The organism is Rhizobium sp. 05L429 (assembly GCF_056397645.1).
In genome coordinates this window covers 25,790-42,710 of the sequence record NZ_JBFTNV010000011.1, presented here as the reverse complement: position 1 = coordinate 42,710, position 16,921 = coordinate 25,790, and the positions used below count along the sequence as shown (strand labels likewise).

Annotated in this window: 24 protein-coding genes; 16 read left to right on the top strand and 8 right to left on the bottom strand. The window is 59.6% G+C overall.

All coding sequences use genetic code 11. The annotated features are described in order from the left end of the window. Positions 1–232 precede the first annotated feature (232 nt). Positions 233–442 (top strand): cold-shock protein, encoded by a 210-nt coding sequence (locus tag AC1DNW_RS13690; protein ID WP_113297027.1) that lies wholly within the window; start codon positions 233–235, stop codon positions 440–442. 122 nt (positions 443–564) lie between these two features. Next, complete coding sequence (locus tag AC1DNW_RS13685; protein ID WP_477834813.1) at positions 565–735, top strand: hypothetical protein; 171 nt, start codon at positions 565–567, stop codon at positions 733–735. A gap of 460 nt (positions 736–1,195) precedes the next feature. Here AC1DNW_RS13685 and AC1DNW_RS13680 read toward each other — a convergent pair whose 3' ends face one another. Then, positions 1,196–2,278 (bottom strand): MerR family transcriptional regulator, encoded by a 1,083-nt coding sequence (locus AC1DNW_RS13680; RefSeq protein ID WP_113310925.1) that lies wholly within the window; start codon positions 2,276–2,278, stop codon positions 1,196–1,198. A 444-nt stretch (positions 2,279–2,722) separates the two neighbouring features. Between AC1DNW_RS13680 and AC1DNW_RS13675 the strand changes: the two genes are divergently transcribed. Beyond that, the gene (locus AC1DNW_RS13675) at positions 2,723–3,154 is read left to right on the top strand and encodes a GNAT family N-acetyltransferase (RefSeq protein WP_113310923.1); all 432 of its coding nucleotides are present in this window, start codon (positions 2,723–2,725) and stop codon (positions 3,152–3,154) included. A gap of 215 nt (positions 3,155–3,369) precedes the next feature. On the opposite strand, the gene AC1DNW_RS13670 is transcribed toward AC1DNW_RS13675, so the two are convergent. Further along, positions 3,370–4,077 (bottom strand): hypothetical protein, encoded by a 708-nt coding sequence (locus AC1DNW_RS13670; protein WP_162748590.1) that lies wholly within the window; start codon positions 4,075–4,077, stop codon positions 3,370–3,372. 288 nt (positions 4,078–4,365) lie between these two features. Here AC1DNW_RS13670 and AC1DNW_RS13665 point away from each other — a divergent pair, with 288 nt between their 5' ends. The 3 genes from AC1DNW_RS13665 to AC1DNW_RS13655 all read left to right on the top strand — a co-directional run bounded on the left by AC1DNW_RS13665 (position 4,366) and on the right by AC1DNW_RS13655 (position 6,747). After that, the gene (locus AC1DNW_RS13665) at positions 4,366–5,124 is read left to right on the top strand and encodes an SDR family oxidoreductase (protein WP_113297022.1); all 759 of its coding nucleotides are present in this window, start codon (positions 4,366–4,368) and stop codon (positions 5,122–5,124) included. A 138-nt stretch (positions 5,125–5,262) separates the two neighbouring features. Beyond that, positions 5,263–5,589: a hypothetical protein gene (locus AC1DNW_RS13660; protein ID WP_113310920.1), complete on the top strand. Its 327-nt coding sequence runs from the start codon at positions 5,263–5,265 to the stop codon at positions 5,587–5,589. Between the two features lie 339 nt (positions 5,590–5,928). Next, entirely contained in the window at positions 5,929–6,747 is an 819-nt protein-coding gene (locus AC1DNW_RS13655) for an arginase family protein (RefSeq protein WP_477853175.1), read from the top strand. Positions 6,748–6,872: 125 nt separating this feature from the next. Here the strand turns inward: AC1DNW_RS13655 and AC1DNW_RS13650 are convergent, their stop codons facing one another. Together AC1DNW_RS13650 and AC1DNW_RS13645 are read right to left on the bottom strand one after the other, a co-directional pair. Further along, a complete protein-coding gene (locus tag AC1DNW_RS13650; RefSeq protein ID WP_113310917.1) occupies positions 6,873–7,205 on the bottom strand; it encodes an HNH endonuclease signature motif containing protein in 333 nt (110 codons plus the stop codon). A 43-nt stretch (positions 7,206–7,248) separates the two neighbouring features. Further along, positions 7,249–7,452 carry a hypothetical protein gene (locus AC1DNW_RS13645; RefSeq protein ID WP_477853174.1) on the bottom strand — a complete coding sequence of 68 codons (204 nt, stop codon included), beginning with the start codon at positions 7,450–7,452 and terminating at the stop codon, positions 7,249–7,251. A gap of 231 nt (positions 7,453–7,683) precedes the next feature. Between AC1DNW_RS13645 and AC1DNW_RS13640 the strand changes: the two genes are divergently transcribed. From AC1DNW_RS13640 to AC1DNW_RS13620, 5 genes are all read left to right on the top strand, one after another. Continuing rightward, entirely contained in the window at positions 7,684–8,127 is a 444-nt protein-coding gene (locus AC1DNW_RS13640; protein WP_477853172.1) for an SRPBCC family protein, read from the top strand. A 247-nt stretch (positions 8,128–8,374) separates the two neighbouring features. Beyond that, positions 8,375–9,049 (top strand): VIT1/CCC1 transporter family protein, encoded by a 675-nt coding sequence (locus AC1DNW_RS13635; protein WP_113310915.1) that lies wholly within the window; start codon positions 8,375–8,377, stop codon positions 9,047–9,049. Between the two features lie 93 nt (positions 9,050–9,142). Further along, positions 9,143–9,580: a VOC family protein gene (locus tag AC1DNW_RS13630; RefSeq protein ID WP_113310914.1), complete on the top strand. Its 438-nt coding sequence runs from the start codon at positions 9,143–9,145 to the stop codon at positions 9,578–9,580. A gap of 257 nt (positions 9,581–9,837) precedes the next feature. Beyond that, positions 9,838–10,359 carry a cytochrome P460 family protein gene (locus AC1DNW_RS13625; protein WP_113310913.1) on the top strand — a complete coding sequence of 174 codons (522 nt, stop codon included), beginning with the start codon at positions 9,838–9,840 and terminating at the stop codon, positions 10,357–10,359. A gap of 87 nt (positions 10,360–10,446) precedes the next feature. Beyond that, positions 10,447–10,902 carry a DUF4952 domain-containing protein gene (locus tag AC1DNW_RS13620; protein ID WP_113310912.1) on the top strand — a complete coding sequence of 152 codons (456 nt, stop codon included), beginning with the start codon at positions 10,447–10,449 and terminating at the stop codon, positions 10,900–10,902. 38 nt (positions 10,903–10,940) lie between these two features. Here the strand turns inward: AC1DNW_RS13620 and AC1DNW_RS13615 are convergent, their stop codons facing one another. Together AC1DNW_RS13615 and AC1DNW_RS13610 are read right to left on the bottom strand one after the other, a co-directional pair. Further along, positions 10,941–11,447, bottom strand: coding sequence for a hypothetical protein (locus tag AC1DNW_RS13615; RefSeq protein ID WP_113310911.1), 507 nt, complete (start codon positions 11,445–11,447; stop codon positions 10,941–10,943). Between the two features lie 31 nt (positions 11,448–11,478). Further along, the gene (locus AC1DNW_RS13610) at positions 11,479–11,667 is read right to left on the bottom strand and encodes a hypothetical protein (RefSeq protein WP_477853169.1); all 189 of its coding nucleotides are present in this window, start codon (positions 11,665–11,667) and stop codon (positions 11,479–11,481) included. 303 nt (positions 11,668–11,970) lie between these two features. On the opposite strand from AC1DNW_RS13610, the gene AC1DNW_RS13605 reads away from it, so the two are divergent. Beyond that, positions 11,971–13,377: an adenylate/guanylate cyclase domain-containing protein gene (locus tag AC1DNW_RS13605; RefSeq protein ID WP_113310909.1), complete on the top strand. Its 1,407-nt coding sequence runs from the start codon at positions 11,971–11,973 to the stop codon at positions 13,375–13,377. Between the two features lie 130 nt (positions 13,378–13,507). Here AC1DNW_RS13605 and AC1DNW_RS13600 read toward each other — a convergent pair whose 3' ends face one another. Continuing rightward, positions 13,508–13,813 carry a hypothetical protein gene (locus AC1DNW_RS13600; RefSeq protein ID WP_113310908.1) on the bottom strand — a complete coding sequence of 102 codons (306 nt, stop codon included), beginning with the start codon at positions 13,811–13,813 and terminating at the stop codon, positions 13,508–13,510. 27 nt (positions 13,814–13,840) lie between these two features. Then, entirely contained in the window at positions 13,841–14,161 is a 321-nt protein-coding gene (locus tag AC1DNW_RS13595) for a hypothetical protein (protein WP_113310907.1), read from the bottom strand. A 47-nt stretch (positions 14,162–14,208) separates the two neighbouring features. Here AC1DNW_RS13595 and AC1DNW_RS13590 point away from each other — a divergent pair, with 47 nt between their 5' ends. From AC1DNW_RS13590 to AC1DNW_RS13575, 4 genes are all read left to right on the top strand, one after another. After that, positions 14,209–14,631: a DUF2314 domain-containing protein gene (locus tag AC1DNW_RS13590; RefSeq protein ID WP_477853167.1), complete on the top strand. Its 423-nt coding sequence runs from the start codon at positions 14,209–14,211 to the stop codon at positions 14,629–14,631. A 384-nt stretch (positions 14,632–15,015) separates the two neighbouring features. Beyond that, on the top strand, positions 15,016–15,414 hold the full coding sequence (locus AC1DNW_RS13585; RefSeq protein WP_113310905.1) for a DUF1236 domain-containing protein: 399 nt from the start codon (positions 15,016–15,018) through the stop codon (positions 15,412–15,414). Between the two features lie 133 nt (positions 15,415–15,547). Then, a complete protein-coding gene (locus AC1DNW_RS13580) occupies positions 15,548–15,814 on the top strand; it encodes a hypothetical protein (protein WP_113310904.1) in 267 nt (88 codons plus the stop codon). Positions 15,815–16,221: 407 nt separating this feature from the next. Beyond that, complete coding sequence (locus AC1DNW_RS13575) at positions 16,222–16,752, top strand: AAA family ATPase (RefSeq protein WP_113310903.1); 531 nt, start codon at positions 16,222–16,224, stop codon at positions 16,750–16,752. Positions 16,753–16,921 lie beyond the last annotated feature (169 nt).

Below are 16,921 nucleotides of genomic sequence, written 5' to 3'. Positions count from 1 at the left end.
GGGCCAAGATGCGCCCTTTTTACTGCTGCTACAATAGTCGACAAAATTAATAAAAATAAAATATACCTTGTTCTGAACACAAACACTCCCTATGTTCAGGCTATCGAATTTGCTTCGTCAGCTTCGTTTCTGCGTAAGATGCGCATTGGCTAATCTTTCCTCTCAAGCTCGACCATTTATCACCTGCACGTCGCGGGGATGGTAATTCTTTTGCGATTGAAAGGAAATCGTTATGAATACTGGTATTGTAAAGTTCTTTAACTCGGCCAAGGGCTTTGGTTTCATCTCGCCGACAGACGGCTCGCCGGATGTGTTCGTTCACATTTCGGCTATCGAGCAGTCCGGCATGTCCGACCTGCGCGAAGGCCAGTCGGTGACGTTCGAACTGGTGCGCGACGCCCGGAGCGGCAAGAACGCAGCGCAGAACCTCGCTTCTGCATAACAATCGGCTCGCACCCCCGCTTTGACCACGGATGTACTGGCACTGCGGACATGCGAACCCTGGAAAGGTCGGGCCAGTCCCGGCCTTTTTGTTTTCAAGCCGGCTTGTTCAGGAGAAAAACAATGACGAAAACAGATGCTACGATGCTTCTCAGACGTGCCATGCGCCAGGTGGCAAACACCAGCGGCGGCGGACACTTGGGCGGCACCAATTTCGGTCAGGCGCTTGACGCAAAGACATCTTCCGCCAGCGGCAAGAGCGACAAGGCTCGCAGGCCGCCACGCGGCAAATAACAGCTTGGCGGGTGAGAACCCGTCCAGTCGAAGGCGCTCAATCATACGAGGTGATTGGGCGCTTTTTTTATGGGTGTTTTTTGACGAGGTCATCCCGTCTCTCGCCCTTGCCAGGGCGCCAATGTCACGGGCTCGCTCGTCACCGGCCTGCTCAGCACGAAATGGTGGGACGGGTCAGGGCCTTCATCAATGGCTGCCTCCGTCGTGCCTGCATCGGAGCGGTGGCGGATGCAGAGCAGGTGCAAATCGAGGAGCAGGCGTGAGGCCGCAGTCGGAAGCGTATGTCGACTGTCGTTCGCAAATAAAGACCCCGCCCCAAACGCCTCCCCACAAGGGGGAGGAACTTGATTTGACGCGCCCGCATTCCGTATCTTCGACGCTTGGGGGAGGAGTTGAGGCGTTGCCCGAGGTTAGTCCCTCGCCGTTGTGGGAAGGGGTTTTCAGGCGAGAGCGGCACCCGTCACATCATCGGTCGAATGAAGATGCCGCCGAATTTTCCGTCTGCAGCCAGCGCGAAACTCCATTCCAGATGGCCGTTGTCGAAGCTCACGTCGTAAACATCCCAGCCTTCCGCGGTGACGCCCTTGAAGGATATGTCCTTGAGCGACCCCATGCGATCGAGATCGGCCTTGATCATTGCAGCTTGTTCGCGTGCGAGGGCGGCGAGCGGCGGGCTCATCCGCTCATAGTCGGGTTCGCCGCGCTGGTGCTGTTCGATGACCTGCTCCAGCAGCGCCTTGCTGTTTTCCACCGGCTGCTTGTCGCGGATGCGCGCGGCAATCGCCTCTTCCAGATCGGTCGCGGCGCGTTCATCGATACGGGATGCTGCCTGTTCATAGCCGTTCTGGTGCAGCACGAGGCCGGTGACAGTGCCGCTTTCATTGCGGGTAAAGGTGATCTGCGCCTGCACCGCCCTGTAGAAGAAGCGGTCGATATCTTCGGCGAAGATCTCGAGTTCCGGCTGGCCGGTCAGCCGCGTGAAGATCCGCCCGTCGCGCAGGCTTACCGCATAGGCCGACGAACCCAGATGGTAGTGTCCGGCATAGTCGGCGTAGAGCGCCGGGTCGATCTTCTGTTCGGTGCGCGGCCGTGCCTGCTCATAGCGGCGCCAGGCGATGGCATCGGCTGAGGTATCGGTCATGTTGGTATCCTTTGCGAGCTTCAGCAGTTCATCGATCGACAGAATGTCGCCTGCGGCCATCTTCGCCCGCAGTGCGTCGACGATGGCGAGGCTGCGCTGCGTGCGGGTCAAATGGTCCTGCAAGGCGAGGTTCTGCATGGCGAGCACGCGGTCGAGATCGGTCGCGTGGCCGGCGAGCAGCCGGGCGATGTCCTGCAGGCTGAGCCCCAGCCGCTTCAGCGCCAGGATCTCGTTCAGCCGCGCAATTTCCCTGGCGCCATAGAGCCGCCAGTTCTTTCCCGTCCGCGGCGGCCGGATGAGGCCGGTCTGCTCGTAGAGTCTCAGCGCACGCACCGTCATGCCGATGCGCGCGGCGCATTGCGCCGCCGTCAGCAAGTTCTCTTCCCGTCCCTTGGCGTCCATCAAGCCTCCCGCGATGTCTCGGAACCCTTCTAAGCTATGACGCTGGGTCCGGCTCAAGAGGTTTTTCGCGGGTTTTTTCGGTTTCGGCTTGATGCCTGCCAGAGGGTACTGGGGATGCCGCTGGAAGCGGGTCAACAGCATCGGTCCGAAAATCTTCGGAAAAACCTGAATGCACAGTTTCAAGACGCACGGCGCTCTGGCGCGCGTCGGAAATTGAAGCGGACAATATCGCGGGCGCCAGCGGCCAGGTTTCCTTCGGAGAGGTTGCCGGTAGTGTTGCGGGACGGGCAAGGCTCAGGTGATCGTGACGAGAAAATATCGGTTCATGGGTCGCTGACCGATGTTGGCCAGAGGAGTCTGTTGCAGGACAGGGTGGGGTAAGTACGCTACGGCAAATCCATGCGTAAATGAGGTTGCGATCAAAATGGCGGAGGCAAGCGGGCGATGAAAATGCAGCTGCTGCAGGTGCAGGACAGAAACCAGTGGCAGGTGTATCACGCGATCAGACGTCACGTTCTCTTCGAACTGCGTGGCCAGGCTGACTATGATGAGGGTCACCCGGACGAGCATCGGGAAAATCATCTTCCTCTGCTGTTCATCTACGACGATGTCCCCGTTGGCACTGTCAGGCTGGATATCGGGCTCGTGGGTACCGACCCCGGAACCGTGCGCCTCGTCGCAATCATTCCGCAGTATCAGCGGCAGGGAATTGGCAGAGCCATGATGCACGCGCTTGAACGGCTCGCCGCCGACAAAGGCATCACGCGGTTGGAAGTTCACGCCGCACCGGATGCGGTGGCCTTCTACGAAAAGCTTGGTTGGCTGGTCGTCGATGCGGACAGAGCTGTTCCGCTCCTTACAAAGCAGATTTCCTGAAGCGGCATCTGCGCCGGAGCCGCCCTTCGCAAAGCAAGGCGAAAGAGATTCGAGTCGTATATCGGTGGCACCACCCGAATGGACGCACGGCGCTCTGGCGCGCGTCGGCGCGGCGAACGGGAATTGCAAGGGGAAAGAGATTATCCTGCCCATGGGAAACCCACGACAGGTGCAATCGATCCGCCGGGTATGCAGCCCGGCGGATCGAGTGGCCGTTAATTCCCTGTCGAGGTCGGGGCGGAGTAGGACAGGGATTCACGGATCTGGTCGATTTTGCCGTCGGCCTCTCCGACGCCGAGGATGGTCTTGGCTTCATCGAAGGCTGCCGGGCTGACCTCGCCGCTCCGCGTTGCTGCGGCCAGCGCATCCTCCAATGCCGCGTCGCCGAGTACCGGATCGTCGATTGCGGGCTCGATACCGTTATCGAGTTCAAACCGGGCATAGGCCATGGCGTAGGCGGCGATCGCGGTCATCCGCGGATCGGACGTGTGCATATAGGCCTTATAGCTGCGGTTGAGGGAGTTCAGGCCCGCAAGCTGCGAGGCCGGGTTCCTTTGCCTGATATCGGCTGCGGCGTTTTTCGCGGACAGCGATTTCACCTTCGCCTCGCCGGATTTGCCCTTCGCTCTGCTTCCTGACTTCGAACCGTCGCGCGATGATTTGCCAGTCTGGGAACTGCCAGGCTGGGAACTTCCGCTCTGGTGGCCGCGATTTTCGTGACTGCCGCTTTGTCCGCCGCCGTTACCGCCACCATTGCTGCTGCCGCTACCGCCGCCGTTGCCTCCGCCATTACCGCCGCCGTTGCCGCCACCGTTTCCACCGCCCTTTGCCATGGCGGCGATATCGAAGCCGGTGGTCGTCAGCGGGCTGGAAGCCATGATCATCGAAAGTGCAGCTATGGACGCAAAAGTTGCGATACGCATCCGTCTCTCCTTCGCAGGGCAGGTTTCACAGAAACTCATGGGATCGCCGACCCGGGAAGGCGACCATCAGGATGGTGACGATGTTAGGTGCGAATTGCGGAGCGTGCATCGGACCGAGGTCCGGTATCCGCCGGACCATGGTCCTAGAGAACGACAGATGGTTAACAGGTTTCGCCGCCGGGCCGTTCGTCGGGTGCCGCCGGCCGGCGGGTGCCGATCCGGAATCGGGTGGCTGCCGGTTCCCTTATTTCCTACCCCTCCATGACCATCAAAACAGGAGGTTTGGACATGGAACTCAACGACAAGGTCATCATCATCTCGGGCGCAAGCAGCGGCATCGGAGCGGCCGCTGCCCGGCTGTTTGCGGGGAGGGGCGCAAAGCTCGTGCTCGGCGCACGGCGGGCGCAGAACCTCGCGGAGCTCGTTTCCGAGATCATCGAAATGGGCGGCATGGCCGTGTCACTGGTCGGTGATGTGCGCGACGAGACCTACGCGCAGGCGCTGGTCGACCGGACGCTCGATGCCTTCGGCAGGCTCGACGGCGCTTTCAACAATGCCGGCATCGTCGGCGAAATGGGCGCGTTTTCGGAGATGAGTGCGACAAACTGGGACGCCGTGATTTCCACCAACCTGACGAGCGCCTTCTGGGCACTCAAGGCGCAGCTACCCGTGATGAAAGCGCAGCGCAGCGGTTCGATCGTGTTCACCTCGTCCTTCGTTGGCTACAGCAATGGCGGCTTGCCGGGGATGGGGGCTTATGCGGCGTCGAAGGCGGGCCTGATCGGCCTCGTGCAATCAGTCGCCGCCGATTACGCGGCCGATGGTATCAGGATCAACAGCCTGCTGCCGGGCGGTACAATCACACCCGCCGGCGGCGAGAATAACCCCGAATTCCTCGACTATATCTCCGGCCTGCATCCGATGAAGCGGATGGCCGCCGCCAAGGAGATCGCGCAGGCAGCGCTCTTCCTGCTGTCGGACCAATCAAGCTTCATGACCGGCAGCCCGATGATCGTCGACGGCGGCATGTCGGTTCGGCTGCTTTAGCAGACGTGGCCTCGGGCGGTGTTGCACCGCCCGAGGCGGGGAATTTCGCTGGTGTCCCAGGGGGTCACCAGCGCTTCACGCCGCGCTCGATTCCTGACATATTTCCAGAGAGACAGCCAACGTCGTGGATATTGCCTCATGAACTCGCAAACACCTGAAAAAAGCAAGATGCGCGCACCGACCGGGTCCGTTACAGGGCTTTGCTCTGCGTCCGCCACCATGTTTGCAGTAGGAATGGCCTTTCTGAGTTACTGGGGGGTGTATGATCAGGGGCGCTGGAATCCAATCGATTATCTTGTGATGATTGTCGCTATCATCGGGTTTGCGGCACTTGGTTGCGTGCCCTGGATTGTGACCACACCTGTCGCCGAGGACGAGGCAGACAAAGTCGCCGTCGCCAGGCGAGCGATGGCATTGGGGACGGCGTTAATCTGGACGGCCGTCTGTCTTACCGTATTTTCCTGAGTTGCCCTGCGTGACCCAATACGACCGCAATGGATCCATTTGAAGCGATAGGGCTTGCTGAACTGTCGATGCCTCGCTGGACGACATCGGCATGTGTGGTCAGTCCGAACTTGATCTGCGGCAGGAAGGTCGTCTCGATGACGAATTCGGTGGACATGGTCGTCAGGGCCGGCAAATCGCGCGCCTCCGGTTGCGTTCGATCGGATGCCGAAGAAATCGCGAAACCCGGTAGCAAATTCCACCAACCCACAAAGGCTGCTTTGCGCCAAAAGAAGGCCTCCTCGCTTTGCGCCAGAGAACCAGCTAGAAGACCACGAGATATGTTCGGAGGTGTTGGCTTTGGCAAAACTGACTGAATATACTGTGTTTCAAGGGCGGGCAGGCGATCACAATGATCTGGCAATACCCGGCGCGTGGGCGATAGGCGAAGAGCTGGCGCGTCGCTGCGGCGTTTCCCCTGATGTCATCGGAAGACCGGAGCCTGCGTCGAACATGGGTTGGCGCGAAGAGCTGGACGCAGCCCTGCCTACGCTCAAGGAAATGCAATTGCGATTGGACGATGTCTTTGCCCGCGGCGGTATTTCCATCGCCGCCACGAGTCGATGTGCGGTCTCGCTCGCAACACTTCCAGCAGTGGCAAGGCATTATCCTTCCGCTTGCATAATTTGGTTCGATTCCCACGGCGATCTGAACCCACCGGAAGCCAGTATTTCAGGCTATCTCGGTGGCCTTGCACTTGCAGGACCCGTCGGCCTCTGGGATTCAGGTCTGGGAGCCGGTTTGCGTTTGGATCAGATCGTTTTGGTGGGCCAGCGTGACCTCGATCCTTATGAGCTGAACTTAATCACGCAACACCGCATTCCGCACATCAAGCCCGAAGACGACCTGGCGAATGAGCTTAGGAAAGCAATCGCCGGTCGTCCCGTCTACGTCCATCTTGATTGCGACGTGTTGGAACCGGGCATCGTGCCAACTGACTACAGATGTGAAGGCGGCCTGTCGCTCGATGATCTTCAGTCCTGCTGCGAAGTCATTGCAGAACATGAATTTGTAGGCATCGAAATCGCCGAGTTTCAAAACGCATGGGAGACTGACGGCCCGCCCGTCTCCCCGAATGCACTGCTCGACGCATTGCGCCCTCTTCTGGCACAGCGCTAGTCCTGGGGAACAACGGCCGTAATGGGCCGATAGCCGCCGTGCGGCAGGCATCGGCCACATAATCCCGGGAAATCACACAGTAGGGCTTTCCGCGCGGTCGATGATCAGTGGCAATACCATTTCCCTCACTCCCGCCGACGGTTGCTGCGCCGCGTGCCGTCATAAAAGCCCGGCGGCTTCTTCCTCACCCAGGCGACGAAGGTCTGGATGGTGGGATGGGCGAGGAGGGCCTCGACGGTCGGATAGGACTGTTCCAGCTCCGCCTCGCTGAACTGCGCATGGATCTGGCGGTGGCAGATGCGGTGCAGGATCTGCGTTTCGCGTCCGCCGCGGCTCTTGGGCACGAGATGATGCTCGTCCCGCTGCTCGGTCGGCACGATGCGGCCGCAGAGCGGGCAGATATCGGGCGGCGGTGCCTGATACCAGGAGATGACGTCTTGGTTTCTCTTTCGCGCCATCAGGCAAGATTAGCCGCAAGCCGGACCGGCAGGCAACCGGCCATTACCAGCCGTCGCCGTGCTCGATCGCCTCGATGAACGCCTCGAAAGAGCGGCCGAGAACGCGGACTTCATTCAGCCAGTCTCCGGCAAAGACGAAGGGAATGGAGATATAATCGCCTCTGACGAAGCTATAGGCCGTCGGCCCGCCATTCGAGCCGATCAGCAGCTGGTCGTCGCATCCTCTCTCGCTGACCGTCCCGCGCAAGAGATAGGACGGGTTGGAGACAGGGCAATGACGTAGCGGGAGGTTGGAGGGTGAGGAGTGGCGGGAAGGCGCTCCCGGTCGTTCACGACCTTGGTCATCGTCGTGATTTTCGAAAGGTTGGTCTATGATCGCCGATAGGGCGGGAGCAAAAAAATTAATCGCAGTGTCGGATCGGCGAGACGCAGTTCGTCCTGGAGGCATTGCCAAAGTTCATACAAAGGGAGAATCATCATGCCGAGCACAATCAAACTTCACCGCGTCCTGGCGACCACCCCGGACAAGGTCTATCGCGCCTTCCTGGAAGCCGATGCCGTGGCCAAGTGGCTTCCGCCGAACGGCTTTACCTGCACGGTCCACCATCTGGAACCGATCGTGGGCGGAACACACAGGATGTCTTTCCGCAACTTCACGACCGGCCACAGCAATTCCTTCGGAGGGGAGTATGTGGAACTCGTTTCCGGCCAGAAGCTTCGCTACACCGACAGATTCGACGACGCCAATCTGCCCGGCGAAATGGAAGTGACGGTGACACTGACGAAGGTCTCGGTCGGGACCGAAATCAATGTGGTGCAGGCCGGCATCCCCGATCTGATCCCGCCGGAGGCCTGCTATCTCGGCTGGCAGGAATCGCTGCGCAATCTCGCCCGTCTCGTCGAGCCCGATATCCAGCAATAAGCATCCAAGCCAGGGAAAGGCCGGGTCTGGAATCTGTTTCAGGCCCGGCCTTTTCTTTGTTATCCCCTTCCAATCGGATCGGCGACAAGCGCTCATTGTCTGGGTCTTGATTCAAAGCAATGAAGAGATCCGCCACTTCGATCATAGTTCTCCGGTTGCGACCTGGCCCGTGCCGAAGCGCTATCCGATGCGACCGGAGGGCTGCCGGAACAGCAGACGATGATCTCTATGGTGCGGGAACCGTTCGATGAAACCGAAGGGGATCTTTTCTATCTTCGAAAATCTCGATCCCGGCGATGCGCTCGGCGAGGTGCTTTTCGGGCTGATCATGGCGCTGACCTGGACCATCGGTTCAAGGCTTGTCCTGCGCGAGGAAGGACTTGTCGTGCGCGACCTGGTGGTTGCGACAATCGGATGCAACGTTGCCTGGGGAATTATCGACGCCGTATTGTTCACGCTCGGTACGACATTTTTCAGGAGCAGACGTCTGCGCCTGTTTCGGCAGGTCAGGGCGGCCAGGGACGAGGGCGCCGCACTCGCAGTACTCGCGAAAGAATTTCCAGTCGAAGGGACGTCTCTCTCCGCAAAACCCGCCGACGCGGAGGCGCTTTACCGGTCGCTGCTTGCGCTCACAGGTCGCGCCGAGCCGGTGAAGGTGCCCTTGACGAAAGACGATCTGTCTGCGGCAATTGCCATCTTTCTGCTGGTCTCGGCCACCGCCCTTCCTGCCGTCATCCCCTTCTTTCTGATCGACGATGCCCACCGTGCCTTGAGAGCGAGCAACCTGTTTCTGATCGTATTGCTGTTTGTGACGGGCTATGCATGGGCACGTTTTTCAGGTGGCCGGCCGTTCTATGCAGGAATCACGATGACCTGCCTCGGATTGTTTCTGGTTGCAATCGCGGTCGCTCTGGGCGGCTGAGCGCCGTCTGAAAAAAACCGCAGGGCAATGTCGGTTTTCGGGAGCTTCATCCGTCATTTCCTTGATTGAAACAACATCCTGGAGATTGGAAACATGGCGCTCAAGCGAATGGACAATGTAGGAATCGTCGTCGAAGATCTCGGCGTGGCGATCGATTTCTTTGCCGAACTCGGCCTCACGCTCGAAGGGCGGGCGACGATCGAAGGAGAATGGGCCGGGCGTGTCACCGGGCTCGGCAATCAGCATGTCGAGATTGCCATGATGCGCACGCCTGATGGCAATAGCCGGCTCGAACTCTCCCGCTTCCTCGCGCCCCGTGTCATCGCGGATCACCGGAATGCCCCGGTCAACGCGCTCGGCTACCTCCGCGTCATGTTCACCGTTGATGACATCGACGACACGCTTGAAAGGCTGCGCGCGCGCGGCGCCGAGCTCGTCGGCGAAGTCGTCCGGTATGAGGACGCGTATCGGCTCTGCTACATCCGTGGGCCTGAAGGGCTTCTCATCGGACTTGCCCAGGAACTCGGCTGAGGGCAATACGAAGACACATGGCGAAGAGGGGGCAATGACAGCGAGCGCGTCCATAGCCGGCAAGGGGCCCTTGGCGGATATCCGTCGCTGCGGCATTGGCCATTCCCATTTGATGGCCTGCCGGCTGCCAACAGCTTTTCATCGCCAACACGATAAGCGCATTCGCTCATCCGTGATCTCCTAGATCAAAGTATGATTTCGCCTGCCGGAATATCTGCCAGGATCGCTTCGTCGCTTGATGGCAGGAGAGTATTTCGATGAAGCAGATTATCGTGGTGTCGTTGGCGGTTGGTCTGGTGACCGGTCTGATCGGTTACAATGCCACCGCAGCCGGAGAGGCCGATGCCGCGCGCATGCCGGCCCTGGCTGAAATGCCTGGCGGTTACCGCGACTGGCCTGTTATCGCCGTGGCACATGAAGAGGGCAAGCTCAACGATATCAGAGCCATCCTCGGCAACGATGTCGCGATGAAAGCCTTTCGGGCAGGGGCCGCTACCTACCCTGACGGTACGATCATTGCGCGCCTGGCCTGGGATTATCACCCGCTGGAAGAAAGCAGGCAAGCCTTTGGCGCTCCCCAATCCTTCGTCGCCGGATCGCCCAAGAACGGCGTGCAGTTCATGATCAAGGACGCCAAAAAATATGCGTCGACCGGCGGCTGGGGATATGTCGAATTCGACAATGGCAAGCCCTCCGCCACGGCAATGCCCGAGGCCTGTTTTGCCTGTCATTCGATCGTCAAGAACCGCGACTTCGTGTTCAGCCGGTACGCACCCTGACCGGCTTATCTGTCCCGAAATCGATTATCCGCTATAAAGGCCCATGCCATCTATAAGGGCGTCCGGGCGGCGCAGTCGAGGTTGGATATGAAGCTCGCCGCTTGTCTTTTTGCCATATGCTCTTTGGGTAGCGCCGTCGCGACGCCGCTTATGGCGGCGTCCGCCCGCATCCCGGAAGCCAAGGTGACGGCGCGGGATTGCGGCGATTTCCTGGCGCAGATGCAGAAGAAGCCCGCTCATGTGTCATATGTCGGGTGCAGCTATGCGCCGGATCGGCAGGGCAAACCGCTTCAGGCGACATACCGCCTGTCCGGCCGGTACGCGGCTGCCACCGAAGCCTATCTCGCCAGGACCGTGGGTTTGAACCGTCTCAAGCGCTCCTGTTGCATATGGGATTCGCCCGCCCGCCAGTTCCGCGATTCAATCGGCCGCGATTTTCAGATCTCCATGGGCTCGGAGGAAACCTTTGTTTCCAGCCGCAGTGAGTGGCACCGGATCGGCGTGTTCGCGATCACGGTGGAGACGTTTACCGAGGAGATCTGACGAGCAGCCTCAATCCGCGGAACCGATGTGCCGGACAATCATTCGATCTGCATGTCCAGTTGCTGCGCAACGGTTTCGTAGTGGCGGGACGAGGCTGCATTCCCCTGTTTGGCATATAGCGCGGCGACTTCCCGGGCTGCCTTTGCGGCCGCGCGGAAAGCGTCGAGCCTGACCTGCGATTCCAGTTCCGCATCGCCGCCGATATCGCCATTCTTGAACTGGCCGACACGATAGCCTTCGTCGTCGATCACGCCGATGACGGGCATTCCGGCCTGCATGTCCCCATAAAAAGCGGGCCCGGCGCGATCGCCGTCGCGGCGTCGCAGCATTCCAGGTCCGGACGCCTTGTTATCAGCACACGCGCCGGTCCAGTATGTTGGACCTGTCGTCAGGGACACGGGAGACACGAATTCGCAATGGCTGGCCGGATCCTTGGACCATGTCACACCGCCCGCCGGCTCCTGCGCCTGCAGGGACGGCGCGCACCACAGGGATGCGACGACCGCCAGGGTGGATGCGATCCTAAGTAACTTTCGCTGCTGCAATTTTGTTATCCTCTTTTTGGGTCCGGCGTGATCAGGTTGGGAGTGGCTGCTGCCGCTGAGCGAGTGTCGTCTTGAGCCCTTCCGACGACCCCTGCGACTGTGCCAGGGTCTCGGCAGCGCGCTCTGCCTGCCATAGACCGAGGCTGAAAAGGAGCGCCGGAACGAGGATCAGCCAGATCGCAAGGCTTACAGCCTGTGGAAGCTTGAGTTTCCGCATCATCCCTCCCGGATCGGGTGCCCAGCAACCAATAAGCCGGCCAATAAAGTGCCCCCTGATATTGCCGTATCAATTGTACGGCGAGTGACTGATATCAACTCCACCTTGAAAAAAATCGGCATAATTGTTGCCGGTCAGGCACGCGCTCCCGATCGGCAAAGGATCAGTTCAGCACGCTCCGAAGCGACCGATCCGGCGCCGCGCCGCATCCAGGCGTTCCGATTTCTATCATGAGATTCCGTGATATAATTCCGCCCTGCCGGCGGCGTTATCATCCGTGGCGTTCCGTGCACGGAGACCTGTCTGATGAGCGAAGTGGACGTGCTTTTTACAGCCCTGCGACAGGCGGCCGACCCGCAGGCGGTCGAGTGCATCGAAAATGCGGTCAGGCGTGGTTCGGATCGCGAACTCAACCGCATCAATGCGCTGGCCTTCGCCGAGGCGCATCATCTCGACGAGGAGAAGGTGATCGCGGCGTTTCTGCATGCGGCCCGCATCGGCGCCTTCGAGATGACCTGGAATGTGCTCTGCCCGGGATGCGGCGGCGTGCTCGACACCGGCGCCAGCCTCAAAGCAGTCGACCGGGAGGCCTATCATTGCGCGCTGTGTGCGGCCGGATACGAGCCGACGCTCGACGAGATGGTCGAGGTCACCTTCACGGTCAGCCCGCGCGTGCGCAGGATTGCCGGCCACGATCCCGACCGGCTGTCCTCGCTCGAATATTACCGGCAGGTCTTCTTCAGCTCCGGCGTCGATCTGCCCGATGATCTCGAGGCGCGGTTTTCGCGCATTCAGCTTGAAATGATCGAGCTGGATCCCGGCGAGAAGGCTTTCGTCTCGCTGCAATTGCCGGCGCAATTCGTCATCATCTTCGATGCGGTGACGCATTCGGCGCAGTTCATCGATGTGCAGGGCGAGCCGACCGAGGAGCGCCAGACCCTGTCGATGGTCCTCAGCCAGGGCCATGCACCGAACGAAACGCTGACGCTTCGCCCCGGCCTGCTGCGGCTGACGTTGGAAAACCATACCGATCGCCGCGTGCTGCCGAATGTCTGCATCGCCGGCGACGAGCTGCACGATATACTCGGCCACAGGCGACCGTTCCTGACGGCCAAGCGGCTGTTGACGAACCAGAGCTTCCGCGACATCTACCGGACCGACACGCTCGACGTCGACCAGCGCCTGAAGATCACCAGCCTGACCTTCCTCTTCACCGATCTCAGGGGCTCGACCGCTCTTTACGAGCGCGTCGGAGATCTCGCCGCTTTCGATCTGGTGCGCACGCATTTCCGGGTCCTGCACGAGATCGTCGCCACCGAGGCCGGGGCGGTGGTCAAGACGATCGGCGATGCCGTGATGGCGACCTTCCCGAGCCCGGACCGGGCGGTGTCGGCGGCGCTCCGGATGCGCGAAGCAATGCTGCGGCTGAACGCCGAACGCGGCAGCGAGGATCTCCTCCTCAAGATCGGCATCCATGAGGGACCATGCCTTGCCGTCAGCATGAACGACCGGCAGGACTATTTCGGCCAGACCGTCAATATCGCCTCCCGCGTCCAGGGACTTGCCGAACCGCAGGTGATCCTGACAACGGAGGCCGTTGTCGGCAACGAGCAGGTTTCGGAAATATTGCGGGACAGCGGCATCACCTCGGTGTCGCGGATGGAGGAGCTTCAGGGGATCGCGCGGGAGGTGAGGATATTTGCGCTGTCGTGAGGGGCGGGTGCTCGTTGATGTCGTGTGAGTTCGGGTGGTTTTCGCTGGCGGGGGCGGGCGTTGGATGCCTATCACTTAACGATGGGGTGATGGGTCTCCGGTGGTAAGCAGATGACCTACGACGCGAACGTCACTTTCTCTTTGATGAGATATTGGCTCTCGCATACTGGCCACGCTGGTCTTCTCGGACGGCTTCAATATTGAGAAACTTCTTCAGCAACGAGCATACCTGTGGGGCCGGCATACTTTCCAGGTCATTCAAGCTGTGAATCTCAGCTTCGCTTAGTCCTAAATCGTTCGTCACCACTTCATACATCTCGGCGATGTCCATCCTGGCTTTTGGCTCACGATTCTTACCGTCCTCATAGGCAAGGCGCTGGGACTCCATGTACTGCGAATAGACGTGCTTCTCGTCGAGAATTGACTCCGTTTTCAAGGACAGATGTTGATGAGCAGCTTCAAGTCAACCCTGCGGATAGCTCTCGCTGAGGGCGTCGATCACCTCGTTTATACTCTTCACCACCGCGACCGCCGCTGCGGAACTCGTCTGTGAGAATGCGATATTTCGAAACTTCCAGAGGACTTCGGCCATTTCTTTTTGCGCGGCCTCTTCGTCCCCGGCCTGCAACAATCGATCAATGCTTCCCGCTTCGGGCGCATGGTCTTTAAGGACCGCATGAAGCACTGGGTCGACAGCCTTTATTTCGTCGAGCCACACGTACTGTGCGGACGCGCTTGTAGCGAATAGCCCCACGATCAAAAACAGCGAAAACCTTACCGTCATATCCCCTCCCGATACTTTAAGAACGCCCCAGATGCTATGTGACTACCATGTTTTTTTTCAATGAAAGCACACCCCACTCAAGGATGGTTGGGCGGCGTGGGGGTGGGGATGATGATGCGGCGGGTTGTCAGGGAGCGGCTTCCGTCAACTCTGCGATGAGCGCAGACAAGGCTGAGGGTGTGGCACTGACGACGGATGATCAGACGGCGCAGAAGGTCGAATTCATGTGGGTCGATCAAATACAGCGATCAGACGACCATTTTACCGCTATTCTTGGTGATACGCCGGAATATATCCACAACATCAAGCCCGGTGATCGCGTCGAGTTTGAGAAGTCCGATATTTTCGACTGGCTCTATATCGAGGGTGGGAAGGTGAGGGGAAATTATACCGCTTGCCTATTGCTACTGGCCGGTCCGAAAGAGCCCTTGGAAGAATATCGCGTCAATTACGGCATTGTTTGCGATTGATCGCGATATCGCTCAGTCAATGAGGGCGAACGCTCAGGGCACGCTCCCTGAAAGTGCTTGAGACGTTCGTGCCACTTTGGAGGAGCCGCCGGTCCAGCTGTCGCTATGGGCGGTGGAAGTCTGGCGGTATCTATTGCTTCGAAATCGATTTCGCTTCCCTCAGCCTGCGGGACCGGATTCATTGCGTCTCGCTTTCGTCCCGCCGGCTAGCCTAGCCGCCACCCCAACCAACTCCCAGATATCGCCATCTCAGAGCGCCCCTCCCAACCTCCGACCTTAGTCTGGGTCACCCCCGGACTGAGGTCGCATGGCGGGAACAGCGAAGGATTCCTGTCGTTGGTTGGGCAGCGGTCAAAAAGGCCGCTTGAACAAAAGGAGGATCAGATGCATTCCAAACTTATCGTAGGTGCAGCCGCGGCCGCGGCCCTGATGTCGGGCGTTGCGTTCGCGCAGTCTTCGACGGTTAACGGCGCTGCAGGCGGCGCAGTCACCGGTGCGATCGTCGGCGGCCCTGTTGGTGCTGCCGTCGGTGGTGTTGCTGGTGCCATTGTCGGCACGGTGATCGATCCGCCGCCGGAAAAGGTCGTCACCTATGTCCGTGAGGCACCTGCACCGTCGACCCGCGTCGTGGTCAAGGAGAAGGTCGTCGTCGGTCAGCCGCTTCCGCAAGCCGTCGTCGTGACACCGGTTCCGGAAAATTCGAAATATTCATATGCAATCGTCAACAACGAGCGCGTCATCGTCGAACCGTCGTCGCGAAAGGTGATCCAGATCATCAACTGACCGGGTCCGTATGCGGCTTGAGCCGCGTAGGCCCATCCTCGACAAAAACGACGTCCGCCGCACATCTGCAGCAACGGCGGCGTCACCTTTCTCCCGCCGGATTTCACGGTCGGGGACCAGCTAGTGGATTATCATGTCAAACACGGAATCAGACCGGGTGCTGTTTGCCCGGATTTGGGCTCTCGGCGCCAAAGCAGTGAAAGACAACCGCATTTCCGGGCTGACCGATGTCACGCTCAGTACGCCTACCCTGGACGAGTACCAGAATAGCCGCGGCGAGCGGATGGCGGATCTGATCAAAGTCGTCCAGCTCGGGATCCTGCAACTCCGCGACAGCGGCGAGCTCATTGAATGCGAGCAGGTGCAGACGACCCGGCGACCGGTGAGAAGCCGGGCTTGAAACATCGTTCGACAATGGCGGGGAGGTTGGGACTTTAGTCCGATTGAAGTCCACGATCCGCCCGCTAATTTCTGTTCCGCTGATGCCTCCAGAATCAGCACGAAAAGGGTGTCTCTTCCTGGCCCCGAGCACCCTTTTCAACTTCTTCCTCTAAAAAGCCGCCCACGTCCCTCGGCATCTTCTTTCCGTTTTCCCGTGCTTCCGGCAGCTCGATTGCGGGACGGATTAAGCCGCCAGTTCCCACGCAGTTTCTGGACGGTCGATCTTGGCAAACCGTTAGAATTGAAGGGTCGGAAATCCATTACAATTCTGCGCATAAGGCGCTAGGGGTAGTTGACCCGAGGGTGCTCGGCGCCAAGGGTATTTGGCGATTGCCGAGAGCGTCCGGTTGATCGAACGAGAGCGAAATGGGTGTCAGGAACTATCTGATCGAAGGCGTTTCCGGGACCGGCAAGACCACAGTCGCCACCGAATTGCAGCGGCGCGGCTACGACGTTATCCACGGCGACCGTGCGCTGGCTTACAAAGGCGATCCGCAGACGGGCGAACCGCTAGATCGTGCTGCGCTGGAGCAGAACATTCTCGACGTGACCTTCGCGCACAAGCACCACCTTTGGGATGTCGGCAGGGTCCGGTCGCTGGCGGCCGATAAAAGCCATCCGGTCTCCTTCTTCTGCGGCGGCTCAAGGAATTCTCATCACTTTATCGACTTGTTTGACGGAGTTTTCGTTCTCGATGTCGACCTGGAGACGTTGAAGAACCGGCTTGCCAGCAGACCGGAAGACGAGTTCGGCGGGAAACCGGCCGAACGGGACGTTGTTCTGCGACTGCATGCAACGAGAGAAGACAATCCGGAGAATGCCACGACCATTGACGCCACCCTGCCGCTTGCCTCCGTTGTCGACGATATTCTGTCGCGATGCGGAGTGGTCGGCTAAACGTGTCGTGATCTTTCAGGTACTCCGGCTTCTCGGGTGTCTGCAATCGCGCGATGCCAGGCCACGCGATTTGGATTGGACGAATTGTCTTCGATCTGCCACAAGCGCCGGAGGACGCGACTGCCGTTATCTTTAGAACGGGGTCGGGCGACCGATTGACGTCACGTCG